Origin of the sequence: Acinetobacter sp. CWB-G5 (assembly GCF_019209785.1) — a bacterium.
Taxonomy (GTDB): domain Bacteria; phylum Pseudomonadota; class Gammaproteobacteria; order Pseudomonadales; family Moraxellaceae; genus Acinetobacter; species Acinetobacter johnsonii.
In genome coordinates, this window is the sequence record NZ_JAHUTF010000007.1 from 36,196 (window position 1) to 57,500 (window position 21,305).

At 42.2% G+C, this 21,305-nt stretch carries 19 protein-coding genes; 7 read left to right on the forward strand and 12 right to left on the reverse strand.

From position 1 onward, the window contains the following. Positions 1-375 precede the first annotated feature (375 nt). The 5 genes from KVY11_RS11795 to KVY11_RS11815 all read left to right on the forward strand — a co-directional run bounded on the left by KVY11_RS11795 (position 376) and on the right by KVY11_RS11815 (position 5,692). Positions 376-3,057 (forward strand): TonB-dependent receptor, encoded by a 2,682-nt coding sequence (locus KVY11_RS11795; RefSeq protein ID WP_218289047.1) that lies wholly within the window; start codon positions 376-378, stop codon positions 3,055-3,057. 141 nt (positions 3,058-3,198) lie between these two features. Next, complete coding sequence (locus KVY11_RS11800) at positions 3,199-3,897, forward strand: energy transducer TonB (RefSeq protein WP_004695319.1); 699 nt, start codon at positions 3,199-3,201, stop codon at positions 3,895-3,897. Positions 3,898-3,931: 34 nt separating this feature from the next. Further along, on the forward strand, positions 3,932-4,813 hold the full coding sequence (locus tag KVY11_RS11805) for a MotA/TolQ/ExbB proton channel family protein (protein ID WP_218289048.1): 882 nt from the start codon (positions 3,932-3,934) through the stop codon (positions 4,811-4,813). A gap of 18 nt (positions 4,814-4,831) precedes the next feature. Beyond that, positions 4,832-5,257 (forward strand): biopolymer transporter ExbD, encoded by a 426-nt coding sequence (locus KVY11_RS11810; protein WP_218289049.1) that lies wholly within the window; start codon positions 4,832-4,834, stop codon positions 5,255-5,257. An 18-nt stretch (positions 5,258-5,275) separates the two neighbouring features. Continuing rightward, on the forward strand, positions 5,276-5,692 hold the full coding sequence (locus tag KVY11_RS11815) for a biopolymer transporter ExbD (protein WP_004695313.1): 417 nt from the start codon (positions 5,276-5,278) through the stop codon (positions 5,690-5,692). 73 nt (positions 5,693-5,765) lie between these two features. Here the strand turns inward: KVY11_RS11815 and bioD are convergent, their stop codons facing one another. The 5 genes from bioD to KVY11_RS11840 all read right to left on the reverse strand — a co-directional run bounded on the left by bioD (position 5,766) and on the right by KVY11_RS11840 (position 10,519). Next, the gene (gene bioD, locus KVY11_RS11820; protein WP_094148240.1) at positions 5,766-6,410 is read right to left on the reverse strand and encodes a dethiobiotin synthase; all 645 of its coding nucleotides are present in this window, start codon (positions 6,408-6,410) and stop codon (positions 5,766-5,768) included. Continuing rightward, positions 6,407-7,186 (reverse strand): malonyl-ACP O-methyltransferase BioC, encoded by a 780-nt coding sequence (bioC, locus tag KVY11_RS11825; RefSeq protein WP_218289050.1) that lies wholly within the window; start codon positions 7,184-7,186, stop codon positions 6,407-6,409. Before bioC ends, bioD begins: the two co-directional genes overlap by 4 nt. 7 nt (positions 7,187-7,193) lie before the next feature. Continuing rightward, positions 7,194-8,351, reverse strand: a complete 1,158-nt coding sequence (locus KVY11_RS11830; RefSeq protein ID WP_218289051.1) for an 8-amino-7-oxononanoate synthase — start codon at positions 8,349-8,351, stop codon at positions 7,194-7,196. Continuing rightward, entirely contained in the window at positions 8,348-9,667 is a 1,320-nt protein-coding gene (gene bioA / locus KVY11_RS11835; RefSeq protein ID WP_218289052.1) for an adenosylmethionine--8-amino-7-oxononanoate transaminase, read from the reverse strand. Before bioA ends, KVY11_RS11830 begins: the two co-directional genes overlap by 4 nt. A gap of 105 nt (positions 9,668-9,772) precedes the next feature. After that, positions 9,773-10,519: a hydrolase gene (locus KVY11_RS11840; RefSeq protein WP_218289053.1), complete on the reverse strand. Its 747-nt coding sequence runs from the start codon at positions 10,517-10,519 to the stop codon at positions 9,773-9,775. 154 nt (positions 10,520-10,673) lie between these two features. Between KVY11_RS11840 and KVY11_RS11845 the strand changes: the two genes are divergently transcribed. Then, positions 10,674-11,243: a peroxiredoxin gene (locus KVY11_RS11845; RefSeq protein ID WP_218289054.1), complete on the forward strand. Its 570-nt coding sequence runs from the start codon at positions 10,674-10,676 to the stop codon at positions 11,241-11,243. 98 nt (positions 11,244-11,341) lie between these two features. On the opposite strand, the gene bfr is transcribed toward KVY11_RS11845, so the two are convergent. The 5 genes from bfr to KVY11_RS11870 form a co-directional block, all read right to left on the reverse strand. Further along, positions 11,342-11,806, reverse strand: coding sequence for a bacterioferritin (bfr, locus tag KVY11_RS11850; protein ID WP_004695301.1), 465 nt, complete (start codon positions 11,804-11,806; stop codon positions 11,342-11,344). Positions 11,807-12,075: 269 nt separating this feature from the next. Further along, positions 12,076-13,707, reverse strand: coding sequence for a PepSY domain-containing protein (locus tag KVY11_RS11855; protein ID WP_218289055.1), 1,632 nt, complete (start codon positions 13,705-13,707; stop codon positions 12,076-12,078). 3 nt (positions 13,708-13,710) lie between these two features. Then, positions 13,711-14,004 carry a hypothetical protein gene (locus tag KVY11_RS11860; protein WP_218289056.1) on the reverse strand — a complete coding sequence of 98 codons (294 nt, stop codon included), beginning with the start codon at positions 14,002-14,004 and terminating at the stop codon, positions 13,711-13,713. Continuing rightward, positions 13,970-14,260: a hypothetical protein gene (locus KVY11_RS11865; protein ID WP_218289057.1), complete on the reverse strand. Its 291-nt coding sequence runs from the start codon at positions 14,258-14,260 to the stop codon at positions 13,970-13,972. The genes KVY11_RS11860 and KVY11_RS11865 overlap by 35 nt, the downstream gene beginning before the upstream one ends. Positions 14,261-14,334: 74 nt before the next feature. After that, complete coding sequence (locus tag KVY11_RS11870; protein ID WP_218289058.1) at positions 14,335-16,476, reverse strand: TonB-dependent siderophore receptor; 2,142 nt, start codon at positions 16,474-16,476, stop codon at positions 14,335-14,337. Positions 16,477-16,750: 274 nt separating this feature from the next. Here KVY11_RS11870 and KVY11_RS11875 point away from each other — a divergent pair, with 274 nt between their 5' ends. Continuing rightward, positions 16,751-17,818, forward strand: coding sequence for an aldehyde reductase (locus KVY11_RS11875; protein WP_218289059.1), 1,068 nt, complete (start codon positions 16,751-16,753; stop codon positions 17,816-17,818). 356 nt (positions 17,819-18,174) lie between these two features. On the opposite strand, the gene ligA is transcribed toward KVY11_RS11875, so the two are convergent. Both ligA and KVY11_RS11885 read right to left on the reverse strand, forming a co-directional pair. After that, positions 18,175-20,214 carry an NAD-dependent DNA ligase LigA gene (ligA, locus tag KVY11_RS11880; RefSeq protein ID WP_218289060.1) on the reverse strand — a complete coding sequence of 680 codons (2,040 nt, stop codon included), beginning with the start codon at positions 20,212-20,214 and terminating at the stop codon, positions 18,175-18,177. Between the two features lie 94 nt (positions 20,215-20,308). Next, the gene (locus tag KVY11_RS11885) at positions 20,309-21,304 is read right to left on the reverse strand and encodes a cell division protein ZipA C-terminal FtsZ-binding domain-containing protein (RefSeq protein WP_218289061.1); all 996 of its coding nucleotides are present in this window, start codon (positions 21,302-21,304) and stop codon (positions 20,309-20,311) included. Between the last annotated feature and the right edge of the window lies 1 nt (position 21,305).

The window sequence follows — 21,305 nt, forward strand, 5'->3', positions numbered from 1 at the left end:
CTACAAAAAACCAAATAAAACATCTCAAGCATTTATTTATTAAAGATAAATATTAATATTTCAGTATAATTACGAATAATATTTTGTATTAAAAATTCAAAAAATCACGACTCATTTTTGATCACTTATTATATGAATAATCATTTTATGATTATTTTTTAATCGATTTATAAGTAATTTTTTGCCATTTTAATTTTTTAAATTCTAGAAAAATGAAAACAAGTTACATAAATTCATACAAATAATAAAATAAAACAATATTTTCCAATAACTTAATTCACTGTCTTTTGTCTATCCCTGAAAGTTGGCATTTGCCTTGCACTTCCTCAGCACAGCAATACCGCTAAATATAGAAAAAGAAGGGTTGAATTTACGATGCAAAAAAACAAACTTGTTCGATCTATGGGGACCCCAACCATCAGCAAATCAATACTTAAACTAAGTACCCTGACTTTAAGTATGATGTGTTTGTCTTTAGCTCATGCAGAAGAAACCGAAAGCTCAGTCTCAGCAGAACCAACTAAAAAAGTTGCTAAAGTGACTGTCACTGGCTCCTCTATCAAAGGAGTTGCAGCTCAAAGTTCTTCACCCATTACCGTCATTAAAGTCGAAGATCTTGCGCAACAAGGCGTCACAACTGCCGAAGAAGCTTTAACCAAAATCAGTGCCAACCAAGCGGGTTACACAACCGCGCAAAACGTGGGGGCAAGTAATACCTCTGGTTCAACAGCTAACTTGCGTGGCCTAGGTCCAGACAAAACCTTAGTATTATTAAACGGCCGCCGTTTGGCTTATAGCCCTTTTAGTACCTCTGAAACCAACCTCAATACAATTCCTCTAGCAATGGTTGAACGAATTGAAGTCCTTCGAGATGGTGCATCCGCGGTATATGGCGCAGATGCCATTGCTGGGGTGATTAACTTCATCACCAAAAAACAATATGAAGGTTTCGGTATCAGCAGCGGTGTACTCAAACCCGAAGAAAAAGGGGGGGAAGAATACGATGTCTCTATCTTTGGTGGCTATGGCGACTTAGACGAACAAGGTTTTAACGTATATGGCGCAATCAGCTACCAAAAGTCTAAAGAAATTATGGCCAAAGACCGTAAAGTTAGCCGTCGTGGTGGGCTTTTACCTGAATTAGGGATCGATGCTGGCTCTGCGAATGGTTTTCCTGCTAACTTCTATGACCCAACCAGTGGTGTATTAGCCAACCCTTACGGTAATGCCAACTGTAATAACACTCCTAATGTCGTTGCGGAAGATGGTCTGTGTTTTTTAAACACTCAAGCCTTGATTGGTATTCAACCAGAAACAGAAGACTTATCGGCCCTAGGGCGTGCAACGTTCAAACTCAGTGACCAATTCAACGCCATTGCTGAATATGTATATGCAAAAAATGAAGTCACTACCTCAATCGCACCCGATGTCTATAGCCGATCTGTGACACTTCCCAAAGGAAGCCAATATTATCCAGGGGAAGGTATCACTCCTGCTGTTCCAGGTTTAAGTGGTGACCCTTTACAACTCTACCTACGCTCACAAGCAGGTAACCGTGTTTCTAAGACAACCAATGAATCACATCGTATTTTTGCAGGGATTGAAGGTGAAGCATATGGCTGGAACATCGACAGCGGCGTGACCTATGCAAAAGGTAAAGCAAAGGACAGTTTCGTTAGTGGCTATTTAAATCGTAGTCAACTGCAAGAAGGGCTAGATAACGGCACCATTAACCCCTTTGGTCCTTCAGCGGATTCAAGTGTTTGGAATTCATTAGAAGTCAGCGGTACGACCAATGATGCGACCTTAGACTCCACCACCTTTGACTTTACGATCAGCCGTCCAATTTTTACCCTTCCTGCGGGTGACGTGGGTTTTGCCTTCGGCGGTAGCTTTACCACGCAAGACTGGGAAGCAAAGGTAAACTCAGACCTTGTTCGACTTGTCCCAGGTAGTGGCATTGACCCTGACAAACCTATCAGCAAGGGTGACCGCGACATTACAGCCGTTTTCTCAGAGCTACAAATTCCGATTACCTCCACTTTAGAAGCGCAACTTGCAGCACGTTATGATGACTACAGTGATTTTGGCGACACCTTCAACCCGAAAGTAGGTTTACGCTGGGAACCTTTAAAACAATTAATGTTCCGAAGTACTTACAGTACAGGTTTCCGTGCTCCAAGCTTATATGAAATTAATGCGCCGCAAAGCCAAACTTACACGGGGGCAAAATACGATGACCCTGTGCTCTGTCCAGGTGGCGTAGCAACTTCACCGCAATATCAAACAGAATGTAATACCCAATTTAAGCGTATGCAAGGCGGTAACTCTGAGCTTCAGCCCGAAGAATCAACCACATTTACAGGAGGCTTTGTTTTTGAGCCCCTTAAGAACCTAGTCTTAGCGGTCGATTACTACAATATCGAAATCGAAAATCTTATTGGCTTAACGGGTGAAACTTCCATTTTCGAAGATCCAACTAAATATGCAGATCGCTTTGTGCGAGATGCAGATGGCCGTATCCAATACATCAATACCACTTTAATGAATACAGGTGGCATCAAAACCGAAGGGATAGACATTAGCTTGGACTACCTCACTCCTATGACATCAACCGGTCGGTTTGGCTTTGGAATTAATGGAACCTATGTCATCAAAAATGACTACCAAGAAGAAAAAGATGGAGACTGGGAGGGCTTAGTGGGCGTTTATGATGACCCTGCTGTACTGCGCTGGAAACATACCGCAAACATCAATTGGAGCTATGAAGACTGGAAATTGGTCTTTGAACAGCAATTTTTCCGAGGCTATCACGACCAAAATGCAACAGGTGAAGAAGGCTTTGATAATCACAAAGTCCCCGACTATACCCTCTACAACATTGCAGGCACCTATAAAGGTTTCAAAAACTTAACCCTAACGGGTGGCATCAAAAACCTATTTGATGAAGAACCTGCTGCATCGAATGTTCTCGATAACTTCCAATACGGCTATGACCCACGTTACAGCGACCCAACAGGACGTACTTTCTACGTAAGAGGTACATATACGTTCTAAGCGGATCTGAGCCACAGATTGAAGTATTCAATCTGTGGTGATGTTTATACATGCTCAACTTTAAACAGATATATATGGATTTTCCCAAGTGCAATCCAATGCTTTTAAAAAGTAGATTTGGCTTAAATTTTAGGAGTAATTATGGGCACTACATTTGAAGATTTAGAAAAAAACTCCGCCAAAAAACTCACAGGTATTGGCGTTGTGATTTTCTTACATGTTCTTGTTGGCTTGGTGCTAATGGCAGGTTTGGCAAAAGATATTGTCAAACCCTCAACCGAACCTGTGGAATTGGTCATTCTACAAGATATCAAGCCACCTGAGCCTGAACCACCTAAAGAAGTTCCACCAGAGCCACCAAAAATGGTGGAAAAAGTAGCGCAGCAACCTGACCCCAAACCTGTAGAAAAAGTAGTCCCAGTGCAAAAAACAGTTGCTACACCCGTCACTAAACCGACGATAAGCACGCCGACGCCAGTTGCATCATCGCCTTCTCCAAGCCCATCTCCAACCCCAACACCGACTGCCGCTGCTCCATCACCTGCACCCAAACCCACAGGTGTTACACGTGGAGTATCGGAAGGTGAAGCTGGATGCAAAGCTCCAAGCTATCCACGCGAAGCAGAGATGAGTGGTATTTCAGGCACCGTACTGATTTCGGTCTTTGTCGATACCAATGGTAAGGCGCAAGAAGTCAAAGTGAAACGCTCAACAGGTGACCGTACTTTAGACCGAGCAGCAACGAAAGCGTATAGCTTGTGCACATTTAAACCTGCAATGAAAGATGGCGTAGCTCAAAGCGCTTGGTTCGACATCCCATACGAATTTGTTCTCGAATAATTGAAAAAGATCAGCCGACATTAGGAGTTACACAATGCAAAAATTAAAAAACTTTACCGCAGCAAGCCTACTTGGAATGAGCACATTACTTCCTCTACAAGCTATTTTTGCGGAGGAAACCGCTGCGCCCACTACAGCAATGACTACACCAGTCACTGCGACTGAGAAAGCAGCAACACCTGTTCCCCCACCCTTAGCTGAGAAAGCACCTTCTGCTTCAGAAAAAGTACATAACCCTTATGGCTTAGAAGCAATGTGGAAAGACGGTGATTTGGTGTCTAAAGTTACGCTGTTTATTTTGGTGATTATGTCGATTGGGACATGGTACATCATCATCACCAAGTGCTTACAGCAAGGCAAAATTCGCAAACAAGGCCAACATGCCGATAAAAACTTTTGGGAAGCAACCTCTCTCGATACTGCAACTGCAGGTTTAGATGATGCCAGTGTGTATCGCTTTATTGCTGAAAAAGGCATTAAATCCACAAAAAACCATGGTGGAACATTATTAGAGCGTATCGACTTTAATACTTGGGTCACTATCTCGATTCAACGCGCTATCGACAAAATTCACAGTCATTTAAGTGGTGGGCTAGCTTTTCTAGCAACTGTAGGTTCAACCGCACCTTTCGTGGGTTTATTTGGTACGGTTTGGGGCATTTATCATGCGTTAACCGCGATTGGAGTATCGGGTCAAGCATCTATTGATAAAGTCGCAGGCCCTGTGGGTGAAGCCTTAATTATGACTGCAATTGGTTTAGCCGTGGCTGTTCCAGCAGTGCTTGGTTACAACTGGTTAACCCGTCGGAATAAAGCCGTGATGGAAGAAGTTCGTACCTTCGGTTCAGACCTGCATGCTGTGTTGTTAAGTGGTGAAATCAGCACCAACAATCCTGTTAACCGTGACATGAAATAAGAACATGAGGAATCAGCCATGGGAATGACGGTAAATTCAAATAACAGCGATGATGATGTAATCGGAACCATTAATACCACACCATTGGTTGATATTATGTTGGTTTTACTGATTATTTTCCTCATTACAGTGCCTGTTGCAGTTCATACTGTACCAGTCAATTTGCCTGAAGAAAGGAATGTGCCTTATGAAACAAAACCTGAAAATATTCAACTCGCAGTTAATAAAAATGGCGATATTTTCTGGAATGAGAGTTACATTGCCGACAAAGCCACTTTACTGGCACGACTACAAACAGAGGCACAAAAGAGACCTCAGCCCGATGTCCACATTCGTGGTGACCAACTTACGCCATACGATGCGATTGACCAAGTCATTACTACCACGCAGCAAGCGGGGATTGGCAAAATTGCCTTTGTCACCACACCGCCCTCTTCACCTTAATCAAAGAAGGATTCAGCTATGGGTATGAATGTTGGTTCCAACCAAGATGATGAAGATGTGATGCTTGATGTCAACATGACGCCTTTGATTGATGTCATGTTGGTATTACTGATTATGTTCATTATCACGATTCCATTGCCAAACAACGCCATTAATATCAACCTCCCGAATGGCACACCACCACCAGTTCAGGAAAAACCACCTGAAATCGTGGAACTACGCTTAGATGCTCAAGGCAAAATGTTTTGGAATGAACAAGCTGTGGAGTCCAAACAAGCGCTCGAAGCCTTGTTTCAAACCGTTGCTCAAAAAGCAGATCAAGACCAAATCAAACTCAAAGCTGACCGCGCAACGGAATATAAATACATTGCGATGGTCATGGCCGCAGCCCAACGCCTTGATGTGAAAAAAATTGGAGTCGTGAGTAATCAATAAATAAAACCGTCAAAAAAACCGCTGACAACTTTTGCTGTTCGCGGTTTTTTTATTTTTTTAGGGACTCTGCGAATTACTTCAACACAGGAATGTCGATCCACAATGCTTGCGGAAAATGTGCCGCCAAATAAGCTTTTAAATAGCTCGCAGTATCTTTAGAAATGAGTTCATCTTGTGACTCATCATTTAAGTTATAGGCTAAAGCGTAAAGCTCTAAACCACGGTTTTTCAGTGCTTCTAAACTTAAAATGGTATGGTTAATACTGCCCAAACGCCCCGAACTCACCAAAATGACAGGCAGTTGCTTGGCTGCAATATAGTCAATGCTAAGCAAATCTGTGGTTAAAGGCACCATCAAACCACCCGCACCTTCTAACAACACCACCTCATATTTTTCAGCCAGCTGCTGAGTAGCACGCTCGATTTTTGCAAAATCAATCTCACGACCATCAATTTTAGTCGCTAAATGTGGCGATGCAGGATAACTAAAAATTTCAGGCATGGTCAGCTTACTGTCATCTTCAGGAAACCAGCCCATACCCATAATTTTACGGTGCTGTTCAATGTCTTCAGAAACATCAACATTGCCCGTTTGCACTAGCTTTTGGGTAATGGTTTTTTGGCCTTGCTCATTCCAAAGCTTGGCTAAGTAGCCCGTGGTATAGGTTTTCCCAATGCCTGTATCGATTCCACTGATAAAGTAAACTGATCCAGTCATGGCATTCTCCGTGCAATACAATAAATAGGGTGATAACTCAGGTGATAATGAATCTGACCTGATGTATCGAGTTGTGAAAATTGTTGATAATCTTGATAAAAGCGTTCAAGCGAGTGCTTGGTCCAGCGAAAGCTAGAGGCAGTTGCCGTAACCCCTGTGGCTTTTAAGTGTTGCAGTATCTGTTTCGGGGTCGCAAAGTCTAAGTACTCAATCTGTTCAGACAAATGCAGAACTTTAAAACCTTGGTTTTGCAATTTTTCCCGTAGTTGATCGAGGTTTATATAATCTAAACCTTGCCCCGTTAAGGTCTTAATCTCTTGTAAATTCCGCTCACCAAAAGTGGAAAAACAAAACAGCCCTTGTGGAAGCAGACTGTCATTCGCTTTCTGCAAAACAGCATCAAGATCCGTCATCCACTGCAGTGCAGAGGTCGATACAATCAGTTCTAAATGAGCTGGAAAAACAAGCTGTTCAATATCGCCCAATAACCAGTCTATATTCAAATAACCCTGAAAGTGCTGCTGCACCTCGGCATATAAGTCATTCAGTAGATAGTGCTGAATTTGGAAATCCTTCAGCAAAAGATAGCTTAAATTGCCTGAACCACAACCAATTTCAAACACCCGATCAAATTGCGTTTTAGTGGTATAACCTTGGATTAAATTAAAAAGCTGGCGTGCAATTTGCTTTTGCACAACAGCATGTTCACTATAGCTTTGCCCTGCCTGAGCAAAGCGCAATGCGACTTGTGCTTTATTAATCTCTAAATTCTTCACGACTCACTCACAACAACTGAATCAACTGATCTAAATCAGTATGGCGAACTTGAGCAGTTAAGGAAATGCGTAGTCTAGAACTATGCTGCGGCACAGTCGGTGGTCGTACAGGCATAATATAAAAACCTGCTTGTTGCAAAGTTTTCGCCTTCTCCACCGTTTTGCTTGAATCCCCGATGATCACTGGGACAATTTGAGACGTTGATGGACAATCAAAACCTTTGGCTTGAACTTCTTGCTGTAGGCGCTGACTAATACTGTGTAAATGCTGACGTGCATTATTTAACTGCAAGACTTGTTGCAAGATAAAGTTGCTCCACGCCATGCAGATCGGCGGTTGTGCCGTACTAAAAATCAATGGACGCATAGTATTGATCAGATAGTCTCGAATCACAGGATGACAAATCAGATAGCCGCCGATTGAAGCCATGGCCTTACCCAAAGCACCAACCAAAAAGTCGATCTCATCAATCACTTGATATTGCTCGGCACAGCCCAAGCCTTGCTCACCACGCACACCGATGCCATGTGCTTCGTCGACATAGAGCATGACTTTTTCAAACTGTTTTTTGATACGGACCAGTTCAGCCAAATCGGTTTCATCACCATCCATACTAAAAATGGACTCGGTCACCACAATAATCCGCTCAAAAGCATCATCGGCATGATACTTGTGTAAAAGTTGGGTTAAATGCGCCAAGTCATTATGGCGATAACGTACCAACTTCGCTGTCGATAAACGAATACCATCAATCATGCTGGCATGGATTAATTTATCAGCCAGAATTAGAGTTTTACTGTCCGCTAACGCAGGTAAAATACCAATATTCATGTGATAGCCGCTGTTAAATACCAAAGCCGCTCGACCATGAAAAGCTTGACTCAGACTGCTCTCAAACTGTTCATATTCAGGAAAATTACCCGTCAATAAACGTGAAGAAGCTGAACTCATCCAGCGCTGCGCATTCGGTGTTTCATCGAAAAACTGTTCACGTAATTCAATATTTGCAGCCAATCCTAGATAATCATTCGATGCCAAATTCAACATCTCATGATCATGGATTCGAATCATCCGCCCTTGCTGCACATTGGACGTGAACTGGCGCAAATTGCCTTGCTGTTTAAGCACATCCAGTTGTGCTGCAAAATATTCTACATGCTTCATACAACAGGCACCTGCATCTGCGCTACCACTTCAACCAGTTGCTCAAGTAAGGTCTTGAGTTCCTGTGTACTAATTACATAAGGGGGCATCACATAAGCCAATTTTCCAAATGGTCGCACCCAAATACCACGGCGGACAAACTCCTGTTGTAAGGTCTTCATATCCACATTAAACGTCAGCTCAACCACACCAATGGCCCCCAATACACGAACTTCATGGACATATTCAAGTGACTGCAACGGGGTCAAAGCGGTACGAAGTTGTGTTTCGATGCGTTGAATATTGCTTTGCCAATCTTGTGAGATGAGGAGTTCTGTACTTTTCGCCGCTACTGCACACGCCAAGGGATTGGCCATAAACGTTGGGCCGTGCATAAATACGCCCGCTTCGCCTCGACTGATGGTTTCAGCAATATGCTTTGTGGTTAAGGTTGCTGACAAAGTCATATAGCCGCCTGTTAAACCTTTACCAATACACATAATGTCAGGTTCGACCTGTGCATGCTCCCAAGCAAAGAGTTTCCCCGTACGCCCAAAACCCGTCGCAATTTCATCAAAAATCAGTAAAACACCGTATTTTTCACAGAGCAATTTGGCCTGCCGTAAATACTCAGGATGATAAAAACGCATCCCTCCTGCACCCTGAACAATCGGCTCAATAATCAGCGCGGCGATACTTTCATGCTGTGCAGCTAAGGTGTTTTCAAGCTCACAAATATCCTTCTGATCCCATGCTGCATTAAAGGCAACTTGCGGTGCAGGAACAAAAATACGATTGGGTAAACTTGAGCCAAAAATTTGATGCATGCCTGTGACAGGGTCACAGACCGACATCGCATTCCATGTATCACCATGGTAGCCCGAACGCGGGGTGACAAAATTGGTTTTGTCTTGTTTCCCAAGCGAAGTCCAATATTGAACTGCCATCTTTAACGCCACTTCAACCGCAACAGAACCCGAGTCTGCATAGAAGATTTTATCTAAACTTGGCGGGGTGATTTGCAACAGTAATTTGCCCAGTTGAATGGCGGGATCATGGCTAAAACCACCAAACATAATATGCGACATGTTTTGCAGTTGATCTGTCACGGCCTGATTCAGTTCAGGATGGTTATAACCATGTATGGTGCACCACCACGAAGACATCCCATCAATCAGCTGACGACCATCTTCAAGTTCAATGATTGAACCAAAGGCTTTTTTGACTTTAAAAGTGGGGAGTGGATTGGTCATCGAGGTATAAGGATGCCAAATATGTTCTCGATCAAATGCTAAGTCATCCAACTCACCATCCAATTTGGCATTGATCTCAGTCATCCTTAACTCCATATCTACGACAGTTACTGCAAAATTTCAATTTGACTGATCTTAAACCTGCGCGCATCAAAAAGAAATTGCGATATTCGCCACTCAGTGAATTGTTTAATCTATTTTTTGTAAATATTGGCAGATTTGGTCAGTTAGTTCATCGACATGGAAAACTGGAAGTCCATGTGAACCACTTAAAAGCATCGCATCTAAAAAATTTGCACCTAAAGCGTTTAAATTATCCAAGACTTTGTAGCTAACTAAAAAGTCTTGTTTAGCCAGCAGATGGAATTGATGCCCCGTATAATTGTGTAAGATCTCAACCGTATTTAAATACTCTAAACAATTAAGTCCCTGTTTTAAAAGACCTAAAGATTGAGGCTGAAGCAAACTTTGCAACTTCAAAAAATCTTGCTTGGTGGTTGCCGTCCCTTGGCACACCATAAATCCAAATTTCTTTAAGGTTGCAATCGCATCTGCTTCGAAGGATTGTTTAAAGTTTTGAAATGTCGCTGGACTCATCGCGGTTGGCCAGTTTTCATGCGCCACAAAGCACGGATTTGAAGCCAGAGTGATTAATATTTTTTGCTGTTGATATTGCTGTTCAACAGCATCGACCAATAAAGTCGCCAGTTGCCCCCCCAAAGACCAACCGATAATGACATCAAAATCTTTGGCTTGTTCAGCATGTTGCTGCAACACCTGTGCGTCCAATCCATTAAAAATATTGATCAGCTCAACCGAATGGCCTTTATGCTGCAAAGCATGAGCCAAAGGTTGTAGTAACTTGGTCCCACCACCCCAGCCCGTGATGAGTAAAATACGTTGATTCAATGCAGACTCTAAAACTGTAAATTTCAAACAGTATAAAACCTCAGACTCCGTTGCAAAGCAAGCCCTTTGAATGAACAGCAAATTTAAATAAATAATTCAGATTTAGACACCAGAATCTCAGCACTTTAGTGCCTTAAAATTTGCTAAGATCAATGAAATACATTTTTGGACAGCCTACACAATGAAAATAATGCAAATGGCAACGATTAGCTTAATTTCGCTAGGTAGTTTCTGTGCCATCAGTAGTGCCACTTATGCAGCACCAGCTTTTTCAAGCGCTTCATCAGACCAAAAACAATGGGTCGGTAAGCCAGCTCCAAGTTTTAAGTTACAAGATCAAAATTCCAAATGGCATGAGCTCAAACAATATCAAGGCAAGTGGGTCGTTCTGTATTTTTATCCGAAGGATGACTCACCAGGTTGCACACAAGAGGCCAATCAGTTCAAAGCACTCTACCCACAATTTAGCAAAAATAATGCCGTGGTTTTAGGCGTAAGTCTGGATGACGTACAGTCACATCAAAAATTTTCGAAAAAGTTAGGGCTGAATTTCCCTATTTTGGCTGATAACAATCATCAACTGGCCAATCAGCTCGGCATCGTACGGAACTTAGGTATCGCTAAAATTGCGAAACGTGAAACCTTTCTGATCGACCCACAAGGTACGGTGGTCTATCACTACAGCAGTGTGAATACCCAAACCCATGCGGGACAAGTATTGGCAGATATTCAAAAGTTCTCTAAAAAATAACCCATATAAAAAAGCCCTCGAACATTGATTCGAAGGCTTTTTGATTACTCAGTATGTAAATACACATGCCACTTTTTAAATAAAGTGGCCGGCATCTCTTACATTTGAGACTGAATGTAGTTTTGCAGACCAATCAATTCAATTAAACGTAATTGTTTTTCTAACCAATAAGTATGGTCTTCTTCGGTATCTGACATTTGCTGACGTAACATATCACGGGTAATGTAATCACCCTTTTCTTCACACAATTTTACGCCTTGCGCTAATTTTTCACGTACATGATATTCAAGCTTTAAATCGGCTTTTAAGCATGAAACCACATCTTCACCAATTTCAACGTCATCACGTTGCATATTTGGTGTGCCTTCCAAAAACAAAACACGGCGAATAATCGCATCTGCATGTTGTGCTTCTTCTTGCATTTCATGATCGATACGTTCAAAGATTTTGCTCAAACCCCAATCTTCATACATACGTGAATGAATGAGATATTGATCGCGTGCAGCCAATTCTCCACCGATCAACATATTTAAGTAGTCTACGACTTCAGGATTGCCACGCATTTCAAAATCTCCATTCTCTAATGCAACTATTATGGACACATTTAATTCACTTTGCAAAAGATAAATTATGTAAGTTTATGATTTTTATAAAATTAAAATGAGAAACATACGCATTTGCAGTATGAATCATCAAAATAATAGTTATAAAAGAAGCCTTTGCAAAACTTCATCCCTTTTACAAAGGCTTTTTAGGCTTGAACAGCACTGTGCTTCATTTTGTAACCATTAAAAATGCTTCTTATTTCAGCCTTGGAACGGTATTCATTCTTTCACTTGTTCTGAGCAACGGCCCAAAGAGAACCCACTTCTGCGGACTGGACTCGGGCCTGAGCTTGGCGATAAAAACGGAAAAATAATCCAGCAAAAAGAATAGCAAAGACGTCAATCCACCATAAAGAGGAAGAAGATGACCATAGTCCAATCTCAGGTAAGAGCAGTGCGATAGCAGAAGTCAAAGGCATGAGCAGTAAAACAATCACAATCGACAGCAGTAACGTTGGTAATGCTCGCGCCGCGCCCAATACAAAGCTCAGCATTAAACTGAAGATAAAAATCGCATAATAGATATACATAAACCATGCGTTGATGCTGTGTAGTTCAGGGCTGAGTACATAGGCCCAACGCCCGATCAACATACTCATAACAATGCCAAAGACCGTTCCCAAACATGCGCCTATGGTTAAGTTTGCGATGAATTGCACATCCTTACGCTGTGCAGGTGGTGCTAAATTCGGATTTTTTTGTCGCTTTACACGCGATTCAATCCATAGAATATTGCCTGAATAAAATAAAAATGCTCCGCCCAGACCCAAGGCCAAATACAACCAACGGGTAAAATCTCCACCATAGTTACCAAAGTGCAAACTGAACATCGATCGAATCAGTTGATCTAGACCAGAACTTTGGGTATTTAAATTGGCTGTACTATAAGGTGCGGGCTGATAAGGATTGAAAAACATCACGTCGAAGTTATCACCACGTAACATCTGATCTGGACTATATAAACTCACGCGTGCCGATGCCTTGGCGGGTTGGTCTAGATTGTTAAAGCTTACAGACGAGACCTCATAGCCCGGTGCTTGTTGCTGTACCTGTAAGAGTATTTTTTCAACATCCAGTTGAGGAACTGGATCTGCAATCTGCACCTTAGCGGGACGTTCAAACAGTGGTTTACCTTTGGTGACCAACTGCCCCAAGCCATCATAAAAGAGATCATGAAATGCAAAAACAATTACCGTCACACTAATCAAAATATGAAACGGTAAACTGGTAATGCCAATCACATTATGCGCATCGAGCCAAAAGCGTTTTTTGTTCTTACCTTGCCGTATCGCAAAATAGTCTTTGACCAACGTCGGCAAGAGGATGATCAAACCTGTCATTAGCGCTAAAAAGTATAAGACGGATACCACACCCATCACATAAACACCGAGTGTATGATGCCCAAGCATTCCCGGAATGCCTGCCGTTTCGTGTAGTTGTTCAATCAACCAACCCAGTTTGGATAGGTTTTCTTGTTCAACCTGTAAAGTGCCATCTGGTTTCAATGTCGCTAACATCGCACTTTGATCGGTATCAAAAGCATGATCATCATGTGCTTGACTTTGTTCAGGTTGCCACTGAATCGGGGCATAATGGAACTCTTTGGAGTTTAAATTGATCTGGAAACTTTTTTGCGCTTCAGGATACTGCTGCTGTACCTGTGACACCAAATCGTTGTACTGATGGAATTCAACCGTATTTAAACTTTGTTGCGGTGGCGTTGCCCACTTACTCAAATCATGCTGAAACATACTCAGCCCACCTGCAAAAAAGCAAATGAACAAGAGAATGCCTGCGCAAATTCCTACCCACGTATGTAACTCTTTGGCCAGTCGGAGAATATCTGTACGTACCTTCATACCCTATTCCCCTCTGAGCCAAAATACGAGTGTGTAAGCCACAACATTGAAAAACAGATAAATCACAATGGACTGCCATCCGCGTGGAATAAAATAGGCCACGAAAAAGAGTGGTAGCCAAATCCAAGGAATCGACCACATACCTAACTGTGGAGCAAGACTACGATACTCAGATTGCAGTCCCCACATCGTGATTAATGCAGCTAAAGCGAAAGCTAGGCTGAGTCCAAGAACTGCTCCTGCAAAGCTTTTCGTCCACCAGTCAGGTTGTATCTTTTGATCGCGTAGCAACCTCATGCGTCAAAGCCCCATGTAATAAAGGAATAAACGGCAGTACTGACCACAATACCAATGGCATCAGTAACCACATCAACACCGCCACCAGTTTTGGTAATACCGTCAGTAAAAGAACCAACGCCAAAACAAAACCAATCCACCCGACCCAACGATATTTTTTCGCCACAGTCTGTTTAAGAACCGTTTGGTTAGGATGGGTCAAATACAGCAGCACACAACCACCACAGCACAGGAGTAAACCGAGAAATTTCATCATTGCGTTCAACTTAAATGAGACAGCATTCAGACATAAAAAAAGCCCAATGCATCGCAATGGGCTATTCAGTAAAATTAGAAATCGAAAGTGACGCCGAATTTATAGGTACGTGCACCACCAACCGTTGCATAGTAAGAGTTGAACACACCTTCCCAGTATTTTTTATTAGTCACGTTATCTACATTGGCTAAGAAAGTCGTGTTTACACCACCCAGTTTTGTTTTATAGCGCGCACCAACATCGAGAATAGTATAGTCAGGAAGTTTATAGGTATTCAAACTATCTAAATATTGTTCACTAACATAGTTAGCCCGAGCATTAACATTTAAACCATCTACCACAGGTACGGCATAATCCAAACCTAATGAGGCAGTAAAGTCTGGTACACCATAAATCGTATTGCCTGAAATATCAGTGGTGCTTGTAGAACCTTTTGTATATTCAGCATCAATATAAGCCATGCTTCCCAGTAGACTTAAGTCTTTAGTCAAATTCCCTGAGAAGGACCATTCAATACCACGTGATCGACTTTCTCCACCATCTTCAGTGATCTGTGTATTACCATTAACCGCTGTAGCCAAAGCTGTTGTGATCAGAGTCGGTTTTTCAATTTGATAAAGTGCCAAGCTATTTAACCAAGAACCAGCTTGATACTTCGTCCCCACTTCATATTGCTTCGTTTCGTAAGGCTTAAACAGTTTTCCTTCATTCACATCCGCGGTAGAAGTTACTGAGTCTGCTTTTGATAAACCTTCAACATAACTTGCATAGAAAGATAAATTTTCTCCAAACGGTTTGATTATGATGCCTAAACTTGGCGAAAGCTTATTTTCATCGTATTTCACATCTGTAGTGAGACTTTCTAACTGCATATCTTGATAACGAGCACCCAAAATCAACTGCAATTTGTCATCCAACATTGAAATTTGATCCGTCAAGGTATAACTCATGAATTTATCATCTTCATAAGGTACAACTGTTGGATAGGTCGTTGGCATTGTCCCGTTCGAGTTAGGATTATAAAGATTCGTTGTAAATGATGAACTTGTCGCACGAGAGTGTTGATCGTATTCGCGATGCACATAATCTGCACGTAACCCAAGGGTATGTTTAATGGCGCCTGTATTGAATTTAGTTTCAATACCCGTATTACCACTTAGGTTATTTTCTTTAGATGCGACTCGATAATACTGCGAAGTTGCATCACCTGCACTGTTCTGCAAGATCATACGCGTACCAAAAATATGCCCCGAATAACCTTTTTCAACATAACCCACACCTGCAAAAACCTTAGTATCAGGAGTGAATTTATATTCACCATTTAAGCCCGCATAACGGCTATAGGTTTCCCCATGAATTTGATCAAAGTAATTATTATCACCCTTTGGTGCAGCAACTACGCCTGTTTTTTGCATAGAGACCATTGCAGGTGAACCATTATCACGGTTTTCACGAATGGCATAAGCATCAAAGTTTAGTTTTAATTTATCGGTCGTATAGTCCGCTGCAATCGAACCCAGTGCTAAACGGTCATCCATACCTTCAATAAGATGCTCACCGTCTCCATATGTGCCGTTTACACGAACGCCAAATTGTTTTTGGTCACCAAAACGACGAGAAACATCCACATTGGTTTTATAATAACTCTCATCTTCTAATGACGTCGAAATACGTGTTAGATCTTGGTCGGCACGTTTAGAATTAGCAATCACTACTCCGCCAACGCTTCCTGCTGGTGCCATACCTGCAACCAAAGCATTCGGCCCTTTCAATACTGTCACCGATTCTAGTAAATCTGTTGGTATACGTCCCATAGGAGCTACAGCGTATAACCCGTTATAAGCCATATCATCATAGCCGACACTAAAACCACGAATTTGGAAGTTTTCGTTTAAATGACCTTGATTGGTCGTCGCACGAATACTGGCATCATTTTCTAAAACTTCCCCCACTGTAGATGCTTGTTGATCACGAATCAGTTCCTCTGTATAAGTAGAAACCGTAAATGGTGTATCAATCGCTGACTTATTCCCTAAAGCACCCAAGTCAGCCGCCTTCGCCAATTTACCATCGGCATAGCCTTGTTGTGATTGCGCTTCTGATTTTAAGGCAGGTAAAACTGAAACCTCCTCTGCAAAAGCAAGCTGTAAACAGCCTCCACCCATCATCAAAAGCCCAACAGAGCTTGCAAGAATTTTCTTAGAGAAGGATTTCATTTTAAACAACACTTATTTTTAATGAGAATCATTATTATATGTAAAATAATTATCATTATTTATTGTATTTTATCATTTGACTTATCTATTTGATCTAAAATACAAATTTAAGATTACTGCTAAAAAATACGTTTTACTCGCTCATTTTCAATACAGTTTGGTGCAGTATTATAAAATGACGCATAAGTCAGACACCTGTTCACCCCATAGGCAAAGACTTTCATGGCATTCACGTTTACACTAAGCCAATACTTAAAACAACAATGGGTAATCTATGACAAACTTAGCAACACAAGCACCGGTACTGGTTACAGGTGCATCGGGTTATATTGCCAGTTGGGTGATTCAAAAATTATTAACCCAAGGGTATACCGTTCATGCCACTGTACGTGACCTGAACAAAACTCAAAGCTTCGCGCATTTATCTAAAATTGCAGACAGCAGTGCCGGAACACTGAAACTCTTTAAAGCCAATTTACTCGAGCCCAATTCCTTTAAAGAAGCGATGCAAGGCTGTGAAATTGTCTTTCATATGGCCTCTCCTTTCGTCGTTACTAACTATAAAGATGCAGTGAAAGACATCATTGAACCTGCTGTTTTGGGTACAGAAAATGTCTTAAACACCGTCAATGAAACCGAGTCCGTTAAACGCGTCATTGTCACTTCGAGTATTGCGTCGACCTATGGCGATGCCATTGATATTTTAAAAACAGACCATAATTCTTTCGATGAAAGTCACTGGAACACCAGCAGTTCTGAGACCCATCAGCCGTATCCATATTCTAAAGTGATGGCTGAGCGTAAAGCTTGGGAAATGGCTGAGGCACAAGATCGTTGGCAGTTGGTATGCATTAACCCTGCGTTGGTCTTTGGTCGTTCATTGACACCAAATACACAGTCAGGCTCAATTGAGGTCTTACAACAGTTTACCAATGGTTTGACTTTAGCTGGTGTCCCACCTATGTGGAATGGTGTAGTCGATGTTCAAGATGTTGCTGAAGCGCACTTACAAGCAGCATTCACCCCAGAAGCAACAGGTCGTTACATTGTAAGTGGTGGAACTTTAAGTCTGCTTGAAATCGGTCAATTGCTTAAAGCACATTTTGGTTGGAAGTTTCCATTTCCTCGAAATGAACTGCCCAAAGCAGCTTTTAAGGTGATTGGTCCATTCATTGGTTTTAGCCGCGAGTTTGTTGAATTGAATATGGGTTATCCGATTTATTTTGATGCGAACAAGAGCCAAAAAGAATTGGGTTTAGAGTATCGAGATGTCAAAGAAAGCCTCGTTGAGCACTTTCAACAATTGCTCGATGACGGTGTCATCAAACAATATATTCCTTAAAAATAAATAAAAAGCATAATACTAGTCAATTTCATAACTGATGAGCGTTATGCTTTTTCTAAATTTATGAAGGTATGGGATACACGAAATGTCATCAGCAACTGTTCGAGACAACACTACATTAGAAAAAAATTGTTTCTGCGACAATTTTATTCATTGATGGCAATGAACGAGTTTTGCTGATGACTAATGCCTTTGGTTACTTTGGGCTAATCCAAAGTAACATACGAACTTCAAGCATTTGATGCGAATACCTAAGACTCCGCTGTAACCCTCATCATTAAAAGTCGTTTTAGTCGTGTGCTTTAACTGAACGTTATTATCTGAACAGTATATTTTTGATCCAAATCAAAAATCTAAACCTCTAACTGTCCATAATCTTTCATCAGTTGAATAAATTCAGCTTCATTAATCACAGCAATACCAAGCTTCTCTGCTTTATCCAGCTTTGAACCTGCTTTTTCACCTGCAACAACACACTTGGTTTTACTCGACACACTACCACTCACACGTGCGCCCAGTGCTTGTAGGAGCTGTGTTGCTTCATCACGCCCCATCGTACTGAGTGTACCCGTCACGACCCAACTTTCTCCATTTAGAGGCTGGCGACTTGGTGCCACAGGCGCATCCCAGTGAATACCTGCCGCCAATAATCGGTCTAAAACTTCAAGATTATGCGGTGCTTGGAAAAAATCGACAATCCACTCCGCCGTGATATCCCCTACATCAGGGGTTTTCTTTAAAGCTTCAATGTCTGCGACACGTAGCGCATCTAAAGTTTGGAAGGTATTGGCCAACATACGCGCTGTGGTTTCACCCACCCCACGAATCCCCAGTGCATAAATAAATGCAGCCAAAGTGGTTTTCTTGCTATTTTCAATCGAATCAATCAAGTTCTGAACGGACTTCTCACCCATTTTTTCAATGGTTAATAGCTTTTCTCGGTGCTCGTGTAGGTGATAAATATCAGCCACATCTTTAAGCAGATCAAGATGTAACAGTGACTCGACCCAACGATCGCCCAACCCTTCAATATCAAGCGCTTTACGTGACACGAAGTGGCGAATTGCCTCAATACGCTGTGCAGCACAATACAAACCACCAGAGCAACGTGCTAAAGCTTCACCTTCGGGCATCACCACTGGCGATTCACACACGGGACATTGGCTCGGGAGTTCAACTTCAGTCGCATCGACAGGACGGAACTCAGGCCACACTTTTTCCACTTTGGGAATCACATCACCACTACGGTAAACACTGACAGTATCGCCAATTCGCACATCTAGGCGGTGAATTTCCCCAATATTATGCAAGGTCACATTTGAAACAGTCACGCCGCCCACAGCAACAGGATTCAAACGCGCCACAGGTGTGAGTGTACCTGTACGCCCCACTTGCCAGTCAATATTTTCAACCGTGGTGAGCGCAGCCACCGCAGGGAATTTATAAGCCGTTGCCCAACGCGGTTCTCGACTTAAAAACCCGAGCTGTTGCTGTTGTTTGAGACTGTTGACCTTAATCACCATGCCGTCAATTTCCACACTCAATTGTGGTCGTTCCGCATTGATTTGCTCATAAACCGCTTGAACTTCTTGAATACTATCGCAGACAAAATGACGCTCACCAACTGCAAAACCAAACTGTTGCAACCACTCTAGACTTTCCGACATGGTGCTTTGACCATGATTTGGTTCACACTGCGCAATACCATAAGCATAAAATGCAAGTGGACGCGAAGCCGCAATATTCGGGTCTAACTGACGTAAACTTCCCGCCGCGGCATTACGTGGGTTGGCAAAAGTCTTCTCACCTTTGGCTTCATTTTCTGCATTGAGCTTTTCAAAACCTGCTTTAGGCATCAAAACTTCGCCACGAACTTCCAGTAGCGTAGGTACTTCGCCCTGATCTGTACTCAATACCTTCGGTAAGTTCCGAATGGTTTTGACATTTTGGGTAATGTCTTCCCCTGTCTCACCATCACCACGCGTCACTCCACGCACCAGCACACCTTGTTCATACCACAGTGAGATCGCAAGACCATCAAACTTCAGTTCAACATCATATTGAATCGTTTGATTCGGCAACCGTTCTTCTGCACGGCGTGCAAAAGCAAAGAGTTCTTCTTGATTAAACACATTGCCTAAAGACAACATCGGTACCACATGGGTCACGCTCGTAAACTTCGCCAAAGGTTTACCACCGACTTTATTGATCGGGCTATCTGGCTGAATACACTCAGGGTATTGTTCTTCTAAAGCTTTCAACTGATGAAAAAGCTGATCATATTCACTGTCTAAAATGGTCGGCTGATCCATCACATAATAAGCATGATTATGCTGTGCCAAAATTTGGATCAGTTGACGCATTTGCGCAACGACAGTCGAAGTTTGAGTCATAATTTCACCATAAAAAAGGGCGGTCTTTGTTCCGCCCTAAAAATTGTATTTCTACTGTCTATTATAGAAATCGTTACCACTGCTTTCAATCAGATTAAGCATCGATTGCTTGTCCAGCACGGTAATCAATCGCCAAATGGCGCCAATGCTCACGCAGTTGTGGCGTGAACTCTTGGTTGTTTTGGTCATAAACCGTGCCATCGATTTCACGAGCAATCAAACGTGAAATACTGTCCATGGTGTCGAAGGCATTTTGGACATCGCGGTGTGGTAAGGCCAAGAAAAATGCCAAGCCTTTAATTGGATCGGTCGACAGATTTTCCAAGTCAAAACCATCCATGCCTGTATCGGTAATTTGCAAGACAGAGAACAGTAACTTGGTTCCATCTTCGTTATAGCGATGGAAACAAGATATTTCGCCAAAACGTAAACCATACTTCATTAAAACTTTTAAAGTTTTCTCACCAGACAATGCACGACGTTCAGGATAAACATTCAGGGCAATAAACGACTCTGCTGTGGCTAAAGCACTTTCATCATCGACAATTTTCTGCTCATACAAATGTGCATCTAAAATGCTGCTTTCATCGTCAAACTCTGAAATTTCGGCTTTTTCGACATTGGCATTTAAACTAAATTCAACTTTATCCGCTTTTGCTTGGTCATCAAGAAGCGAGGAGCTTGCGCTTTCAGTCGTTAATTCCGTTGCATCTGCTACAGTATTTTCAGGAGCGACTGAGTCTACTGCTTTATTTTCTACCTCAGCTGACGCATCCAAACTTGGTTCAGTACTGCTGCTTTCGAGCACACTGTCTGCATCCAAAGCTTTCGGTTCGGCTTTTTCAGGCGGTGTCTCTTCTACAGAGTTTTCGTTTAAAGTCGGCTCTTTACGTTCAGCCTCTTCAACTGATGCCGTCTGCAATTGGTCACGTACGTGACGCGGGATAATCGGTTTTTGACTGTCAGCATCGATATGCAATGCGGACTCAAGTGAAGGCGCTGCATCTGCCGGCTTTCGAAAAATCATTCGAACCCCAAACAGCATAATGATCACTGCTATGACGATACCAATAATTGTTGTGTATTCCATC